At 69.5% G+C, this 15,884-nt stretch carries 15 protein-coding genes; 2 read left to right on the top strand and 13 right to left on the bottom strand.

Annotated features, from left to right (window positions below; translation table 11 throughout):
- Positions 1 to 471 (bottom strand): glycosyltransferase family 2 protein (locus ACZ573_RS04915; RefSeq protein WP_471299116.1); only part of this gene is annotated, 471 nt, incomplete at its 3' end.
- 287 nt (positions 472 to 758) lie between these two features.
- On the opposite strand from ACZ573_RS04915, the gene ACZ573_RS04920 reads away from it, so the two are divergent.
- Entirely contained in the window at positions 759 to 1,259 is a 501-nt protein-coding gene (locus ACZ573_RS04920) for an NUDIX domain-containing protein (protein WP_471299118.1), read from the top strand.
- A gap of 50 nt (positions 1,260 to 1,309) precedes the next feature.
- A complete protein-coding gene (locus ACZ573_RS04925) occupies positions 1,310 to 1,738 on the top strand; it encodes a hypothetical protein (RefSeq protein ID WP_471299121.1) in 429 nt (142 codons plus the stop codon).
- 15 nt (positions 1,739 to 1,753) lie between these two features.
- On the opposite strand, the gene ACZ573_RS04930 is transcribed toward ACZ573_RS04925, so the two are convergent.
- The 12 genes from ACZ573_RS04930 to ACZ573_RS04985 all read right to left on the bottom strand — a co-directional run bounded on the left by ACZ573_RS04930 (position 1,754) and on the right by ACZ573_RS04985 (position 15,818).
- Positions 1,754 to 2,140 (bottom strand): SHOCT domain-containing protein, encoded by a 387-nt coding sequence (locus tag ACZ573_RS04930; protein WP_471299124.1) that lies wholly within the window; start codon positions 2,138 to 2,140, stop codon positions 1,754 to 1,756.
- Positions 2,141 to 2,253: 113 nt separating this feature from the next.
- Positions 2,254 to 2,763 carry a methylated-DNA--[protein]-cysteine S-methyltransferase gene (locus ACZ573_RS04935; RefSeq protein ID WP_471299126.1) on the bottom strand — a complete coding sequence of 170 codons (510 nt, stop codon included), beginning with the start codon at positions 2,761 to 2,763 and terminating at the stop codon, positions 2,254 to 2,256.
- Between the two features lie 12 nt (positions 2,764 to 2,775).
- On the bottom strand, positions 2,776 to 4,260 hold the full coding sequence (locus ACZ573_RS04940) for an AlkA N-terminal domain-containing protein (protein ID WP_471299129.1): 1,485 nt from the start codon (positions 4,258 to 4,260) through the stop codon (positions 2,776 to 2,778).
- Positions 4,261 to 4,804: 544 nt separating this feature from the next.
- Positions 4,805 to 5,665 carry a CDP-diacylglycerol--serine O-phosphatidyltransferase gene (gene pssA, locus ACZ573_RS04945; protein ID WP_327265231.1) on the bottom strand — a complete coding sequence of 287 codons (861 nt, stop codon included), beginning with the start codon at positions 5,663 to 5,665 and terminating at the stop codon, positions 4,805 to 4,807.
- Complete coding sequence (locus ACZ573_RS04950; RefSeq protein ID WP_030010161.1) at positions 5,652 to 6,308, bottom strand: phosphatidylserine decarboxylase; 657 nt, start codon at positions 6,306 to 6,308, stop codon at positions 5,652 to 5,654. The genes pssA and ACZ573_RS04950 overlap by 14 nt, the downstream gene beginning before the upstream one ends.
- 186 nt (positions 6,309 to 6,494) lie before the next feature.
- Positions 6,495 to 7,700 (bottom strand): acyl-CoA dehydrogenase family protein, encoded by a 1,206-nt coding sequence (locus tag ACZ573_RS04955; protein WP_189967951.1) that lies wholly within the window; start codon positions 7,698 to 7,700, stop codon positions 6,495 to 6,497.
- A 2-nt stretch (positions 7,701 to 7,702) separates the two neighbouring features.
- Positions 7,703 to 8,215, bottom strand: coding sequence for a MaoC family dehydratase (locus tag ACZ573_RS04960; RefSeq protein WP_030010163.1), 513 nt, complete (start codon positions 8,213 to 8,215; stop codon positions 7,703 to 7,705).
- Positions 8,216 to 8,220: 5 nt separating this feature from the next.
- Entirely contained in the window at positions 8,221 to 9,213 is a 993-nt protein-coding gene (locus ACZ573_RS04965; protein WP_030729863.1) for an HpcH/HpaI aldolase/citrate lyase family protein, read from the bottom strand.
- Complete coding sequence (locus ACZ573_RS04970; protein WP_471299132.1) at positions 9,210 to 11,291, bottom strand: protein meaA; 2,082 nt, start codon at positions 11,289 to 11,291, stop codon at positions 9,210 to 9,212. Before ACZ573_RS04970 ends, ACZ573_RS04965 begins: the two co-directional genes overlap by 4 nt.
- Before the next feature lie 31 nt (positions 11,292 to 11,322).
- A complete protein-coding gene (gene ccrA / locus ACZ573_RS04975) occupies positions 11,323 to 12,660 on the bottom strand; it encodes a crotonyl-CoA carboxylase/reductase (RefSeq protein WP_053169246.1) in 1,338 nt (445 codons plus the stop codon).
- A 382-nt stretch (positions 12,661 to 13,042) separates the two neighbouring features.
- Positions 13,043 to 13,855: a TetR family transcriptional regulator gene (locus ACZ573_RS04980; RefSeq protein ID WP_471299135.1), complete on the bottom strand. Its 813-nt coding sequence runs from the start codon at positions 13,853 to 13,855 to the stop codon at positions 13,043 to 13,045.
- Between the two features lie 163 nt (positions 13,856 to 14,018).
- A complete protein-coding gene (locus ACZ573_RS04985; protein ID WP_471299137.1) occupies positions 14,019 to 15,818 on the bottom strand; it encodes a 3-hydroxyacyl-CoA dehydrogenase family protein in 1,800 nt (599 codons plus the stop codon).
- Positions 15,819 to 15,884: the final 66 nt, after the last annotated feature.

Below are 15,884 nucleotides of genomic sequence, written 5' to 3' on the forward strand. Positions count from 1 at the left end.
CAGCCAGTAGTAGGCGCCGGCCGTGCGCCGCTTGAAGAAGGTGTCGGTGCCGCGGTCGCCGCGGACGCCGTAGACGATGTCCAGGTCCTTCTCGCGGGCCAGCTCGTACATCTCGACGATCTTCTCCGGCGGGTCCTGGAGATCGGCGTCGATGCTAACGACGTAGTCGCCCAGGGCGCGGTGGATGCCGGCGGTCAGGGCGGCCTGGTGCCCGGAGTTGCGGGCGAAGCGCACGATGCGCAGCTCGGGCCACTCCTGGCGGATCTTCTGCATGATCACCGGAGTGGCGTCGGTGGACCCGTCGTCGATCCCCACGACCTCGTAGCTGATCCCCATGCCGTCCAGGATCGGGCGCAGGCGCGCCACGGTCAGGGGCAGGGCCTCCTGCTCGTTGTAGATCGGGATCACGACGGACAGCACGGGTGCCGGCCGGTCGGCTGCGTCGCGTGCCGGGGCTGCTGCGTTCTGCATGGAGGGGCTTGTCTTCAATCTCCGAGTGCGGAAGACCGCCGGCGGGTGCCTGACGATCTGGCCTGCCGAGAGCAGGACGTCGGCAGTGGACCACCAGGCCGACGACGCGGAGGCGCACCAGCTACCGGAGCCCTTGGTGCCACAGGGCGGAAGCGAGTGACCCGGGCGAGCGGCAACAATATCATCTGTAAAGCAATCATCATGTGGCCATCTTTGATCCCCACGGGTCCCCAGGCGGGCCGAAGGCCCCGCCCCGCACGGCCCCGACGCCTCGGTAGGGTTGCGGCGTGACCACCGCAGATGACTACGCCACGTACATCGCGAGCCTGCCCCGGGTGCTGGCCGGCGCGGCCGCCCTCTACCGGGACGCCGAGGGCCGGGTCCTGCTCGTCGAGCCCAACTACCGCGAGGGCTGGGCCCTGCCGGGCGGCACCGTCGAGTCGGACCAGGACGAGTCTCCGCGCACCGCCGCCCGGCGCGAGAGCGCCGAGGAGATCGGCCTCGACCTCCCCCTCGGCCGTCTTCTTGTCGTCGACTGGGTCCTGGGCCCGGGCCGCCCGCCGCTGGTCGCCTACGTCTACGACGGCGGCGTCCTCGACGAGGCCCAGCTCGCCTCCGTCACGCTGCAGGAGGAGGAGCTGATCTCCTGGCGGCTGGTCGAGCCCGCCGAACTCACCGCCTACCTGCCCGAATCGCTCGGACTGCGCATCCAAGAGGCCTACCGGATCGTGCAGTCGGGCGAGGGCACCGCGGAACTCGAGAACGGCCGGCGCCCGGTCACCTCGTGACCGGGCGGGCCGTAACACCGGACTTACCCCGACCAGGACAGAATCAGCAGATGATCACGATGTACGCCTGGCCCAGCACCGCCGACGGGCCCGACGCCCTTCCGATGGTGCACTTCACCACCGACCAGCAGGCCGGTGGTGAAGTCACTCCGGAGGGGACCCCGGTCTGGCTCTTCGACACCGCGATACGCGAGGGCGGCTGGGCGCAGTTCACCGATTTCGAGGGCTGGTCCGTCCCGGCCGCCGGCTGGCAGGCCTTCTACCGCCGCGAGGACGACCTCCTCGCCGTCACCGGACCCGGCTCCTGCGAGGGCTGGTACCAGGGCAACCTCGGCGCCGACCCCGACTGGGTGGAGGCCGCCGCCACCCAGCAGAGCGTGGTCCTGCTCGCCGCCCCGGTCCAGCACCCCTCGCTGTACGGCTACGCCGTTGAGGCCGGAGCCGCCTTCGCGCTGCTCGTTCCGCTTCTCGTCGTCTGACCCGGCCGGGTCAGGTCAGGCCAGGAGCTTGGCCTTGGCGCGGTCGAACTCCTCCTGCGTGATGTCGCCCTTGTCCTTGAGGGCGGAGAGCTTGTGCAGCTCGTCCGCGCTGCCTCCGGAGCCCGCCGTCTTCTGGACGTAGTCCCGGAAGGCGGCCTGGTTCTCCTGAGCCTGCTTGAGGTCCCGCTCGCCCATGCTCTTGCCCCGGGCGATGAGGTAGACGAACACGCCCAGGAAGGGCACCAGGAGTACGAAGATCAGCCATCCCGCCTTCCCCCAGCCGCTGAGGCTGTGGTCACGGAAGATGTCCGTGATGACCTTGAAGAGCAGGAAGAACCACATGATCCACAGGAACAGGTACAGCATCGTCCAGAAGATGTTGAGAAGCGGATAGTCGTCCATGCCCGACTCCGATCATGTAGCGGTATTCCATTCATACAACCGCTTCAAAAACTCCGCATTTCGGAATGGGGCAGGGCCGGACCGCCCTTCGGGACCGGCCTTCGGGACAGAACTCAGGCCTGTTCTCCGGACTCGAAGGCCAGCAGCCGGACCTTGCGGTCGAGCCCGCCGCCGTAGCCGGTCATCCCGCCCGACGCGCCGATCACCCGGTGGCAGGGCACGATGATGCCGACCGGGTTCTTCCCGTTCGCCAGGCCCACCGCGCGCGAGGCGCTGGGCTTGCCCAGCCTGGCCGCGAGCTCCCCGTACGACCACGTCTCGCCGTACGGGATCCGCACGAGCTGCTCCCAGACGCTGCGCTGGAAATCCGTGCCCTCCAGGCGCAGCGGGAGGTCGAACTCCGTGAGCTCCCCGGCGAAGTACGCGGTCAGCTGGCGCGCCACCTCGGGGAAGGGCTCCTCGGCGGCGGCCACCCGCTCCCCGAAGGACTCCTCGGCCGGCCGGTGGCGCTGCCCGGTCATGTAGAGGCCGCTGAGGACCCCGTCCGTGGCGACCAGGGTCAGCGGGCCGTAGGGGCTGTCGACGACGGTGTGCGTCTTGGTGCTGTTCATGGTGGATCGCATCGCTGGTGCTCCTCAGGCGGGCAGGTGGTTGATGGGGTGGGCGTCGGTGGCCCACAGGTACTGGACGGCGTACGCGCGCCAGGGCCGCCATGCGGCCGCCCGCGCGGTGAGCGCCGAGGGGGTGGACGGCAGCCCGAGCCCCTGTGCCGCCCGCCGGATCCCCAGATCGGACGGCAGGAAGGCGTCCGGGTCGCCGAGCGCCCGCATCGCGATCACCTCGGTGGTCCACGGGCCGAAGCCGGGCAGCGCCGTCAGCTGGGCCCGCGCCGCCTCCCAGTCACTGTCGAAGCCGAGCACCAGCGAGCCGTCGGCGAGCGCCGAGATCAGGGTGGTCAGCGTGGCGCGCCGGCTGCGCGGCAGGGCCAGCGCCTCCGGGTCCAGCCCGGCGAGCGCCTGCGGGGAGGGGAACAGGTGGGTCAGCCCGCCCAGCGGGTCCTCGACCGTCTCCCCGTGCGCGGCGACCAGCCGGGCCGCGTGCGTGCGCGCCGCCGCGGTGGAGACCTGCTGGCCCAGCACCGCCCGTACGGCGAACTCCGGCGCGTCGACCGTACGGGGCACCCGGCGCCCGGGGGCCTTGTCCACGAGGGGGGCCAGCAGCGGATCGGAGCGCAGCTGCTCGTCGACCGCCTCGGGGTCGGCGTCCAGGTCGAGCATCCAGCGGCAGCGGCTGATGGCGATGGTGAGGTCGCGCAGGTCGGTCAGGGCGAGGCGGCAGCCGATGTGGTCGGGCTGCGGGGTCAGGGCGACGACACCGGTGCCGTACGGCAGGCGCAGGGTGCGGCGGTAGGCGCCGTCGCGCCACTCCTCGACCCCGGGGACGGCGGTGGCGGCGAGGTGTCCGAAGAGGTTGTCGGGGTTCAGCGGGGCCCGGAACGGCAGCCGCAGACTGATCGTGCCCGGGATCCGGGGCGGGGCGTTCCTGCCGCGGCCGGCCTTGACAGCACGCTCCCGCAGTTCGCTCGGGGCGAGGGCGAAGACCTCGCGGACCGTGTCGTTGAAGGTCCGGATGGAGGAGAACCCGGCGGCGAAGGCCACGTCGCCCATCGGGAGCTCGGAGGTCTCGATGAGCAGCCGGGCGGTCTGGGCGCGCTGGGCCCGGGCCAGGGCCAGCGGACCGGCCCCGAGCTCGGCGTTCAGCTGCCGCTCGACCTGGCGGGCGGAGTAGCCCAGCCGTGTGGCCAGGCCCGGCACCCCCTCCCGGTCCACCACGCCGTCCTGGATCAGCCGCATCGCGCGCGCGACGGCGTCGGCGCGGGCGTTCCACTCGGGGGAACCGGGACTCGTATCGGGCCGGCAGCGCTTGCACGCGCGGAATCCTGCCTGCTGGCAGGCGGCCGCGCTGGGCAGGAAGGTCATGTTCTCGACCTTCGGCGGCACGGCGGGGCAGCTGGGCCTGCAGTAGATCCGGGTGGTCAGGACGGCGGTGAAGAACCAGCCGTCGAAGCGGGCGTCCTTCGACTGCACGGCCCTTACGCAGCGCTCGGTGTCGGTGTGCATGCGTCCAGCTTCGGGGTTCCGGTTACGCCGGGCTGGCGGTTTTCCGACATCAAGGTTATGCCGTGTCCTGGCCGGGGGCTCGGAGGTGGGCGGGGGCGGGCTGGGCCGGGTCCGGTGGCGGGGCGGGGGTCGTCCGGGGTAGGCATGATTTATGGCCCCACGGCGGAATGAGAACCGGCCCGGCGGTCCGGGCCAACAAATCACGTTTTATACCCCGGACAACCCCCACCCCACCACCGGCCCCGACCCCGCCCTCGGGTGGTCGGTACGGGCCAGGAACCGCAGGACCATGCCCACCGGGGGCGGGGCTGCAGGAGGGGGCCGCGGCGGGGCGGGGAGTGTCCGGGGTGTGGCCATGCTCCGAGTCCTGTGGCACTCGCCCCGGGGGCCATAAATCATGCCTACCCCGGACACTCCCCGCCCCGCCGCCGCCTCCGGCCCCACTCCGACCCCGGCACCAGGGGAACCGCAGAGGCCCCGGGCCCCGGGAAACGGCAGAAGGCCCCCAGATGCCGATGGCATCCGGGGGCCTTCTCCGGTACAGCTAGCGCAGCGTCGCGGCGCGGGCCTCGCGGCGATTGTGGCGGAAGGTGTTGGCCTTCCGGGTCGTCGCGAAGAGCGGAATCGTCGCCGCCATCGCGATCTGCAGGGCGCATCCGGTCTGGAGCAGCAGCTGACCGCCCGGGGCGTCGAACGCCCAGGCCGCCAGGAGCCCCATCGCGCTGATGATCCAGCAGAGCATCGCCACGGCGAGAACACCCCGCGGCTTGGGGTACTCGACCCGGCTCACCATCAGCCAGGCCACCCCGATGATCGCCAGCAGCGTCGGGACGAACGGCAGCTCCAGCAGCACGATCGAGACGACCGTCAGCGCGCCGAAGGGGCTCGGCATGCCCTGGAACATGCCGTCCTTCATCGTCACGCAGCTGAATCTCGCGAGTCTGAGCACCACGGCGAGCAGCACCACGATCGCGGCCAGCGCCGACATCTTCTGGTGCGCGTCAACGGCGACCATGCCGTAGACGAGCACGAAGTAGGCCGGCGCGAGGCCGAAGCTGATCAGGTCGGACAGGTTGTCCAGCTCGGCACCCATCGGCGAGCTGCGCAGCTTGCGGGCCACGATGCCGTCGAAGAGGTCGAAGACCGCGGCGAGCAGCATCAGTATCACTGCCGTCGCGGCGCTGTTACGGGCCATGCCCGATTCGCCACTGCCGGTGAGGTGCGGGATGAGGATTCCGGTGGTGGTGAAGTACACCGCCATGAATCCGCACGTCGCGTTACCGAGCGTGAGGGTGTCCGCTATCGACAGCCGCAGCGACAGCGGCATGTCGTCCTCGGCGGACTCCTCCTCGGCAGGTTCGGGAACCCAGCCGGCGGCCGGAGTCTCAGGGTCAGTCACGGTCAATTCGTGTCACCCCCGCGGTGGTGGCCTGACCGACCTCGACCGCGACCTCGACGCCCTCGGGGAGGTAGATGTCGACGCGGGAGCCGAAGCGGATCAGACCGATGCGTTCGCCCTGCTCCACCTTGGTTCCGGCCGGCAGGTACGGGACGATCCGACGGGCGACGGCGCCGGCGATCTGCACCATCTCGATGTCACCGAGTTCGGTGTCGAAGTGCCAGACAACGCGCTCGTTGTTCTCGCTCTCCTTGTTGAACGCCGGGACGAATCCGCCGGGGATGTGCTCCACGGACGTCACCGTGCCCGCGAGGGGCGCGCGGTTGACGTGGACGTTCAGCGGGCTCATGAAGATCGCGACCCGGGTCCGTCCGTCCTTCCACGGCATGATGCTCTGCACCACACCGTCGGCGGGCGAGATGACACGCCCCTGAGCGATCTCACGCTCGGGGTCGCGGAAGAACCACAGCATGCCCGCGGCGAGCGCGGTGGCGGGCACGGCCGCCGCGGCCCAGCGTCCGGACTTGCGGGCCCGGGTGAGGCTGAGCGCCGCGGTGGCGACGGTCGGCAGAAGCCACGGCGATGCTCCGCGCGCGAGGCGTACGCCAAGGAGGCTGTCGCGAGGTGCAGAGGTTTGGCTGTGGGGCATGGATGACCTTCGTAGCGGGTGATTGCCGCGCCGTAAACGGGGGGACGGGACGGCGGCTTTACTGGAATGCTATCGGTTGCGCGCAACAACTGGGCAAGCCAGAAGCCGAGTCGATGACGGTCAGCCAGTCACTGCCAGTGATCCTTTCGCAACGAACCCATGGATGATTCGCTGCAAAAGGGACTTTCAGCCCTGAAGCCGGTACTCCTCGAGCAGGCGTCGCCCGATGATCATTTTCTGGATCTCGGCGGTACCTTCACCGATCAGCAGCATCGGGGCCTCCCGGTAGAGACGCTCGATCTCGTACTCCTTCGAGAACCCGTATCCACCGTGGATACGGAAGGCGTCCTCGACGACCTCCTTGCAGTACTCGGAGGCGAGGTACTTCGCCATCCCTGCTTCGAGGTCGTTTCGTTCCCCGGAGTCCTTTTTGCGTGCTGCGTTCACCATCATCGCATGGGCGGCTTCGACCTTGGTAGCCATCTCGGCCAGCTTGAACTGAATCGCCTGGTGCTCGGCGATCGGCTTGCCGAAAGTGTGACGTTGCTGGGCATAGGAGACACCCAGTTCGAAAGCACGCTGAGCGACGCCGCAGCCACGCGCTGCCACGTTGACGCGGCCGACCTCGACCCCGTCCATCATTTGGTAAAACCCTCGGCCCGTCTGACCGCCGAGTACCCGATTGGCCGGAATGCGCAGTCCGTCCATGATGAGCTCGGTCGTGTCGACGCCCTTGTAGCCCATCTTGTCGATCTTGCCGGGGATGGTCAGGCCGGGACGGACCTCACCGAAGCCGGGCTCCTTCTCGACGAGGAAGGTCGTCATCGACTTGTGGGGCGCGGTGCCCTCGGGGTGTCCTTCGTCACTGCGGACGAGAACGGCCACCAGGGTGGAGCTGCCGCCGTTCGTCAGCCACATCTTCTGGCCGTTCAGGACGTACTCGTCGCCGTCCTTCACCGCCTTGGACGAGATGGCCGACACGTCGGAGCCCAGCGCCGGCTCGGACATCGAGAACGCGCCGCGCACCTCGCCCAGGGCCATGCGCGGGAGGAAATGGTCCTTCTGCTCCTGCGTGCCGTGCTGCTTGAGCATGTACGCCACGATGAAGTGGGTGTTGATGATGCCCGAGACGGACATCCAGCCACGGGCGATCTCCTCGACGCACAGGGCGTACGTGAGGAGCGACTCACCCAGGCCGCCGTACTCCTCCGGGATCATCAGGCCGAAGAGGCCGAGTTCCTTGAGACCGTCGACGATCTGCTGCGGGTACTCGTCACGGTGTTCGAGCTCGGTCGCGACCGGGATGATCTCCTTGTCGACGAACTCCCGGACGGTCTTGAGGATCTCCCGCTGGACGTCGGTCAGCCCGGCGGTCTGGGCGAGTCGGGCCATGGCTACTTCCCCTGTTCCTTCAGCGTGGGGCGGCCGGGCTGCTCGCCGCCGCGCTCCTTGATGTACGTCTCGGTCGGGACCATCACCTTGCGCCGGAAGACGCAGACGAGGGTGCCGTCCTGCTTGTAGCCCTTGGTCTCCACGTAGACGATCCCGCGGTCGTTCTTCGACTTCGACGGGGTCTTGTCGAGGACCGTGGTCTCGCCGTAGATCGTGTCGCCGTGGAAGGTCGGCGCCACGTGCCGCAGGGACTCGATCTCCAGGTTGGCGATGGCCTTCCCGGAGACGTCCGGCACGGACATGCCGAGCAGCAGCGAGTAGATGTAGTTGCCCACGACCACGTTCTTGCCGAAGTCGGTCGTGTTCTCCGCGTAATTGCTGTCCATGTGGAGCGGGTGGTGATTCATGGTCAGCAGACAGAAGAGGTGGTCGTCGTACTCGGTGACGGTCTTTCCGGGCCAGTGCTTGTAGACCGCCCCGACCTCGAACTCTTCGTACGTGCGTCCGAACTGCATCGGGATCAGGCCTCCGCCGTCTTCTCGGTCGAGGGGTGTTCGAACTTGGTGGTGCGTTCCATGCCGGCGGCCCGGCCCTTGCCCGCGATGACCAGGGCCATCTTGCGGCTGGCCTCGTCGATCATCTCGTCGCCGAGCATCGCGGAGCCCTTCTTGCCGCCGGCCTCCGAGGTGCACCAGTCGTACGCGTCGAGGATCAGCTCGGCGTGGTCGTAGTCCTCCTGCGAGGGGGAGAAGACCTCGTTGGCCGCGTCGACCTGGCCCGGGTGCAGCACCCACTTGCCGTCGAAGCCCAGAGCGGCGGCCCGGCCGGCCACCTCGCGGTACGCGTCCACGTCACGGATCTGCAGGAAGGGACCGTCGATCGCCTGGAGGTTGTGCATGCGGGCCGCCATCAGGATCCGCATCAGGATGTAGTGGTAGGCGTCCGCCGGGTAGCCGGGCGGCTGCATGCCCACGACCAGGGACTTCATGTTGATCGAGGCCATGAAGTCGGCCGGGCCGAAGATGATGGTCTCCAGCCGCGGCGAGGCGGCGGCGATCTCGTCGACGTTCACGAGGCCCTTGGCGTTCTCGATCTGCGCCTCGATGCCGATCTTGCCGACCTCGAAGCCCATGGTCTTCTCGATCTGGGTCAGCAGCAGGTCCAGGGCCACGACCTGCTGGGCGTCCTGGACCTTCGGCAGCATGATGCAGTCGAGGTTCTGGCCGGCGCCCTCGACCACCGTGACGACGTCCCGGTAGGTCCAGTGAGTGGTCCAGTCGTTGACGCGCACGACGCGGGTCTTGCCGGTCCAGTCGCCGTTGTTCAGCGCGTCCACGATGGTGTGGCGGGCGCCTTCCTTGGCGAGCGGCGCGCAGGCGTCCTCCAGGTCCAGGAAGACCTGGTCGGCCGGCAGGCCCTGGGCCTTCTCCAGGAACCGCGGGTTCGAGCCGGGCACCGCGAGGCAGGAGCGACGCGGGCGAAGGCGGTTCACCGGGTGGACAGGCGTGGTCATGCGGGGACCTCCGTGCTTGCAACGAATTCGTTGTCTATGTCGAGGGGGGCGAGCTTGTTTGCCTTGCGGATCTCGTCGACGATACGGCCGATGATCTCCGTGATGCCGAAGTCCTTGGGCGTGAAGACCGCGGCGACACCCGCGGCCTTCAGGGTCACGGCGTCGGCGTTGGGAATGATGCCCCCGACGATGACGGGGATGTCACCCGCCCCCGCCAGTCGCAGCCGTTCCAGGACGTCCGGGACCAGAGCGCTGTGCGAGCCGGACAGGATGGACAGTCCCACGCAGTGCACGTCCTCGGCCAGCGCCGCGGAGGAGATCTCCTCCGGCGTCAGCCTGATGCCCTGGTAGACCACCTCGAAGCCGGCGTCGCGGGCCCGGACGGCGATCTGCTCGGCGCCGTTGGAGTGCCCGTCCAGGCCGGGCTTGCCCACCAGCAGGCGCAGCCGGCCCGAGCCGAGCTCGTCGGCCGTACGGGACACCTTCTCGCGGACCTCGTGCATCGGCGTTCCGGGCTCGGCGGTGACCGCGACCGGGGCCGAGGAGACCCCGGTGGGGGCGCGGAACTCGCCGAACACCTCGCGCAGGGCGCCGGCCCACTCGCCGGTGGTGACACCGGCGCGGGCGCACTCGAGCGTGGCCTCCATCAGGTTCTCGGTGCCCGCCGCGGCCTCCTTCAGGCGCTCCAGCGCCTGCTGGGTGGTGGGGAAGACGAACGGGTCGCCGTTCCCCTGCCGGTCCGAGGACTCCTGACGCTCTGCCCGCCAGCGGACGATGCGCTCGACGGTGAGCGCCTCCGTTGCCGGGTCGACCGTCATGATGGCGCCGTCCAGGTCGGAGGTGAGCGGGTTCTCCTCGGTCTGCTGGAAGCAGTTGACACCGACGATCTTGTCCTCGCCGGCCTCGATCCGCGCCCGCCGCTCGGCGTGCGAGGAGACCAGCTCGCCCTTCAGGTACCCGGACTCGACGGCCGCCATGGCGCCGCCCATCTCCTGGATCCGGTCGATCTCGGCCAGGCAGTCGGCGACCAGGGAGTCGACTTTGGCCTCGATGACGTGGGATCCGGCGAAGATGTCGTCGTACTCCAGCAGGTCGCTCTCGAGCGCCAGGACCTGCTGGATGCGCAGCGACCACTGCTGGTCCCAGGGCCGGGGCAGGCCCAGCGCCTCGTTCCAGGCGGGCAGCTGCACGGCGCGGGCGCGGGCGTCCTTGGAGAGGGTGACCGCGAGCATCTCCAGCACGATGCGCTGGACGTTGTTCTCCGGCTGCGCCTCGGTCAGACCGAGCGAGTTGACCTGGACGCCGTACCGGAAGCGGCGCTGCTTGTCGTTCTCGATGCCGTAGCGCTCACGGGTGACCTTGTCCCAGATGCGGCCGAAGGCGCGCATCTTGCACATCTCCTCGATGAAGCGGACGCCCGCGTTCACGAAGAAGGAGATCCGGGCGACGACCTCGCCGAAGCGCTCCTCGGGCACCTGGCCCGAGTCGCGCACCGAGTCGAGGACCGCGATCGCCGTGGACATCGCGTACGAGATCTCCTGGACCGGGGTGGCCCCGGCCTCCTGGAGGTGGTACGAGCAGATGTTGATCGGGTTCCACTTGGGGATGTGGTTGACCGTGTAAGCGATCATGTCCGTCGTCAGCCGCAGGGACGGCCCCGGCGGGAAGACGTGCGTCCCGCGCGAGAGGTACTCCTTGACGATGTCGTTCTGGGTGGTGCCCTGGAGCTGGGCGATGTCCGCGCCCTGCTCCTCGGCGGCCACCTGGTAGAGCGCCAGCAGCCACATGGCCGTGGCGTTGATCGTCATCGAGGTGTTCATCTGCTCCAGGGGTATGTCCTGGAACAGCCGCCGCATGTCGCCCAGATGGGAGACCGGGACCCCGACCCGGCCCACCTCGCCGCGGGCGAGGATGTGGTCGGGGTCGTATCCGGTCTGGGTCGGCAGGTCGAAGGCGACCGACAGACCCGTCTGGCCCTTGGCGAGGTTGCGGCGGTACAGCTCGTTGGACGCCTCGGCCGTGGAGTGGCCGGCGTACGTCCGCATGAGCCACGGACGGTCCTTCTGGCGCTCTGTCATCTCAGGCTGTCCCTTAGGCCTTTGAACGGTCTCAGACGTTACGGAAGCGGTTGATCGCATCGAGGTGCGTCGCGCGCAGCTCGTGGTCACGCACGCCCAGGCCCTCCTCGGGGGCCAGCGCGAGGACGCCGACCTTGCCCTGGTGGAGGTTGCGGTGGACGTCGTAGGCGGCCTGTCCGGTGTCCTCCAGGGAGTAGACCTTCGACAGGGTGGGGTGGATCTTGCCCTTGGCGACCAGGCGGTTCGCCTCCCACGCCTCGCGGTAGTTCGCGAAGTGCGAGCCGACGATCCTCTTGAGGGACATCCACAGGTAGCGGTTGTCGTACTCGTGGTTGTAGCCGGAGGTCGAGGCGCAGGTGACGATCGTGCCGCCCTTGCGGGTGACGTAGACGCTCGCGCCGAAGGTCTCGCGGCCCGGGTGCTCGAAGACGATGTCCACGTCCTCGCCGCCGGTCAGCTCGCGGATGCGCTTGCCGAAGCGCTTCCACTCCTTCGGGTCCTGGGTGTGCTCGTCCTTCCAGAACTTGTAGCCCTCGGCGTTGCGGTCGATGACCGCCTCGGCGCCCATGGCCCGGCAGATGTCCGCCTTCTCGGGGCTGGAGACCACGCAGATCGGGTTGGCGCCGCCGGCGAGCGCGAACTGGGTCGCGTACGAGCCGAGGCCGCCGCTGGCGCCCCAGATCAGGACGTTGTCGCCCTGCTTCATGCCGGCGCCGTTGCGGGAGACCAGCTGGCGGTAGGCGGTGGAGTTGACCAGACCGGGGGAGGCGGCCTCCTCCCAGCTGAGGTGGTCCGGCTTCGGCATCAGCTGGTTCGACTTGACCAGGGCGATCTCCGCCAAGCCGCCGAAGTTGGTCTCGAAGCCCCAGATGCGCTGCTCGGGGTCGAGCATCGTGTCGTTGTGGCCGTCCGAGGACTCCAGCTCGACCGAGAGGCAGTGGGCGACGACCTCGTCGCCCGGCTTCCAGGCGTTGACGCCCGGGCCGGTGCGCAGCACGACGCCCGCGAGGTCGGAGCCGATGATGTGGTACGGCAGGTCGTGGCGCTTGGTCAGCTCCGACAGGCGCCCGTAGCGCTCCAGGAAGCTGAAGGTGGACACCGGCTCGAAGATCGAGGTCCACACGGAGTTGTAGTTGACCGAGGAGGCCATGACGGCGACCAGGGCCTCGCCCGGGCCCAGCTCCGGCACCGGGACGTTGTCCAGGTGAAGGGACTTGCGCGGGTCCTTCTCGCGTGTCGTCAGCCCCGCGAACATCTCCGCCTCGTCCTTGTGCACGGTGATCGCGCGGTACGAGTCGGGCAGCGGCAGGGCCGCGAAGTCTGCGGCGGTGGCGGACTGCGACTGAATCGCGTCCAGGATGTCCTTCACGGTAGAGCCTCCGGCTAGCGCTGATGAGGGTGCGCTGAGGGGAACGGGGGTGCGTGGTGCAGATGTGGTGTGCCGTCGGTCCGGCTGGTGCGGTGAAGCTGGGCGACGCCCGTGGTGAGGCGTGCGGTGCCTGGTGACGCAGGCAATCCGGGGCGCGTTCCATGCCGTGTGGGCGTGGGTCGCGGGGACATCCGGACGACTTCAACGTATGGCACCCGGTGTCACCCGGCAAGGCACCGCGTGCCAAAACTTTCTCTCATTTGCCGATTGACCTGCACCGATGAGCGATGATCGATCAGAGTTACCCGCGAGTAGGGGCAAGCCGGACATACGAAAGCGGCCGCCCCCGGATCGGGAGCGGCCGCTGTGACGAGAGTGACTTCTACTTGGCGCGCAGGGCTTCTTCGATGGTTCGCATGACCTCGTCCAGCGGGGCATCGGTGCGGGCCACCGCCACCAGCACCTCGCCCTGCGTACGGACGGCCGCCGGCGCGGCCTGGGCCGTGCTCAGGGTGCGGCCCGCGCCGATGCCCGAACCGAAGGTGTTCCGGACGATCGAGAACGCGTGGTCCAGCTGCGCCTCCACGTCCCCCTGGCCACCCGCGCGCAGCCAGCGCCGCAGCACGTGGTTGTGGGCGGTCACCACCGCCGAGGCGGCCACCTCGGCCAGCAGCGGGTCGTCGTTGCCGTCGTGGTGGTCGTGCTCGTCGAAATGGGCCAGCAGGTAGCGGGTGAACAGCCGCTCGTACCGGGCCACCGAGGCGATCTCCCGCTCCCGCAGCGCCGGCACCTCGCGGGTCAGCCGGTAGCGCTCCACCGACACCGCCGGCGAGGCGGCGTACATCTTCATGACTTCCTTGATCCCGCGGCACACCGTGTCGAGCGGGTGCTCGTGCGCCGGGGCCACGTCCAGGACGGCCTCGGCGCGGGTCAGGGTGTCGTCGTGGTCCGGGAAGATCGCCTCTTCCTTGGACCGGAAGTGCCGGAAGAAGGTCCGCCGCGCCACCCCGGCGGTCGCGGCGATCTCGTCGACCGTCGTCGCCTCGTACCCCTTGGTCGCGAAGAGCTCCATGGCCGCGGCGGCGAGCTCACGGCGCATCTTGAGCCTTTGAGCGGCCGCCTTGGTGCCGGCCGGGCTCTCCGGGGTGTCGGAGGAGGCGGCGGCGCGAGGCGAGGTCTTGGCGGGCTGGGACATAGAGCGAAAGTACTTCATTCGTGCAGGGGAGCGCGCCTGTGGGGGGTGGGAGAGGGGTGGATGCGGGGGAGAGCCCGCACTGGGCTCGTGAGGGTTGGCCCGCCGTGAGGGTCCGGCGGGCCCGAGCAGCCCTCCCCACGCATCCGGCTCGTGGCCCGACGGATTACCGGCGGGCGGCGTACTCACGGAATCCGCGGCCGGTCTTCCGGCCCAGGCAGCCCGCCGCCACCAGGTGCTCCAGCAGCGGGGACGGGGCCAGGCCCGGGTCGCGGAACTCCTTGTGCAGGACCTTCTCGATGGCCAGCGAGACATCCAGGCCGACCACGTCGAGGAGCTCGAACGGGCCCATCGGGTAGCCGCCGCCCAGCTTCATCGCCGCGTCGATCTGGTCGATGTCGGCGTAGTGCTGCTCGACCATCTTGATCGCGTTGTTGAGGTACGGGAACAACAGCGCGTTCACGATGAAGCCGGCCCGGTCGCCGCAGTCCACCGGGTGCTTGCGCACCTTGAGACATATCTCCCGGACCGTGGCGTGCACGTCGTCGGCCGTCAGGACGGTCCGGACCACCTCGACCAGCTTCATCGCCGGCGCCGGGTTGAAGAAGTGCATGCCGATCACGTCCTGCGGACGCGAGGTCACGCGGGCGACCGCGATCACCGGCAGCGAGGAGGTGGTGGTGGCCAGCACCGCACCCGGCTTGCAGACCTTGTCCAGGGCCGCGAACAGCTCCTGCTTGACCGCCAGGTCCTCGGCGACGGCCTCCACGGCCAGGTCCACCTCGGCGAAGGCGTCCAGCGAGCCGGCCGGGGTGATCCGGTCCAGGGTCTGGGCCGCACCCTCCTCGGTCAGGCGGCCCTTGGACACCGCACGGCCCAAGGACTTCCCGATCGCGGCCTTGGCGGCCTCGGCCTTCTCCTGGCTGCGGGCGGCGAGCACCACGCTGTAACCGGCCTGCGCGAAGACCTGGGCGATCCCGCTCGCCATGGTTCCCGAACCGGCCACGCCGACCGAGCTGACGGGACGGCCGCTGCCCACCAGGGACCCGTCGAGCGGGGTCTGCAGGTCGCGGGCGATCACCGAGCTGCCCGGCGCCTCGTACGTGTAGAAGCCGCGGCCGGACTTCTGCCCGGTCAGGCCCGCCTCGGCCAGCTGGCCCAGGATCGGGGCCGGGGCGTGCAGGCGGTCGCCGGAGGAGGCGTACATGGCCTCCAGGACGGTACGGGCGGTGTCCACGCCGATCAGGTCGAGCAGCGCGAGCGGGCCCATGGGCAGCCCGCAGCCCAGCCGCATCGCCGCGTCGATGTCCTCGCGGGAGGCGTACCGCGCCTCGTACATGGCGGCGGCCTGGTTGAGGTAGCCGAACAGCAGGCCGTCGGCGACGAAGCCGGGCCGGTCGCCGACCGGAACGGGCTCCTTGCCGAGCTCGCGGGCCAGTTCGGTGACCGCCTCGACGGCCGGCGGGGCGGTCAGGACGCAGGAGACGATCTCGACCAGCTTCATCGCCGGGGCCGGGTTGAAGAAGTGCAGGCCCAGCACGCGCTCGGGGCGCAGGGACTCGGCGGCCAGGCGCGTCACCGACAGGGCGTTGGTGCCGGTGGCCAGGATGGTGTCAGGCCGCACGATCGCGTCGAGCTCGCGGAACACCTGCTGCTTGATCTCGTACGACTCGGGGACGACCTCGATGACCAGATCGGCCTCGGCGGCGGCGCCCAGGTCGGTGAAGGTGCGGAAGCGGGCGAGCACGTCGGCCCGCTCCTGCTCGGTGAGCCGCTCCCGGGCGACGGAGCGCGCGGTGGCGGCGGCGAGGGCGGTCGCGGCCCGGTGGGCGGCGGCCTCGCTGATGTCGATGCCGATGACCTCGCGGCCGGCCCGGGCGAGGACCTCGGCGATGCCGGTGCCCATCGTGCCGAGGCCGACGACGGCGATGGTCTGGAGGGTGGACTGACTGGACTGACGGTCCATCGAGGGACTCCAGTGGAAGAGGGTGACGACTGAGGGGCGCGCGGCGCACGGCGCGCGCGGATGCCG

Source organism: Streptomyces sp. NPDC040545 (genome assembly GCF_055595065.1).

Bases quoted from the DNA above. Each gene is read 5' to 3' on its own strand.
- ACZ573_RS04925 (WP_471299121.1), top strand. From the start codon at position 1,310: ATGATCACGATGTACGCCTGGCCCAGCACCGCCGACGGGCCCGACGCC.
- ACZ573_RS04930 (WP_471299124.1), bottom strand. From the start codon at position 2,140: ATGGACGACTATCCGCTTCTCAACATCTTCTGGACGATGCTGTACCTG.
- ACZ573_RS04935 (WP_471299126.1), bottom strand. From the start codon at position 2,763: ATGCGATCCACCATGAACAGCACCAAGACGCACACCGTCGTCGACAGC.
- ACZ573_RS04940 (WP_471299129.1), bottom strand. From the start codon at position 4,260: ATGCACACCGACACCGAGCGCTGCGTAAGGGCCGTGCAGTCGAAGGAC.
- ACZ573_RS04950 (WP_030010161.1), bottom strand. From the start codon at position 6,308: ATGCCCCACAGCCAAACCTCTGCACCTCGCGACAGCCTCCTTGGCGTA.
- ACZ573_RS04955 (WP_189967951.1), bottom strand. From the start codon at position 7,700: ATGGCCCGACTCGCCCAGACCGCCGGGCTGACCGACGTCCAGCGGGAG.
- ACZ573_RS04960 (WP_030010163.1), bottom strand. From the start codon at position 8,215: ATGCAGTTCGGACGCACGTACGAAGAGTTCGAGGTCGGGGCGGTCTAC.
- ACZ573_RS04965 (WP_030729863.1), bottom strand. From the start codon at position 9,213: ATGACCACGCCTGTCCACCCGGTGAACCGCCTTCGCCCGCGTCGCTCC.
- ACZ573_RS04970 (WP_471299132.1), bottom strand. From the start codon at position 11,291: ATGACAGAGCGCCAGAAGGACCGTCCGTGGCTCATGCGGACGTACGCC.
- ACZ573_RS04980 (WP_471299135.1), bottom strand. From the start codon at position 13,855: ATGTCCCAGCCCGCCAAGACCTCGCCTCGCGCCGCCGCCTCCTCCGAC.
- ACZ573_RS04985 (WP_471299137.1), bottom strand. From the start codon at position 15,818: ATGGACCGTCAGTCCAGTCAGTCCACCCTCCAGACCATCGCCGTCGTC.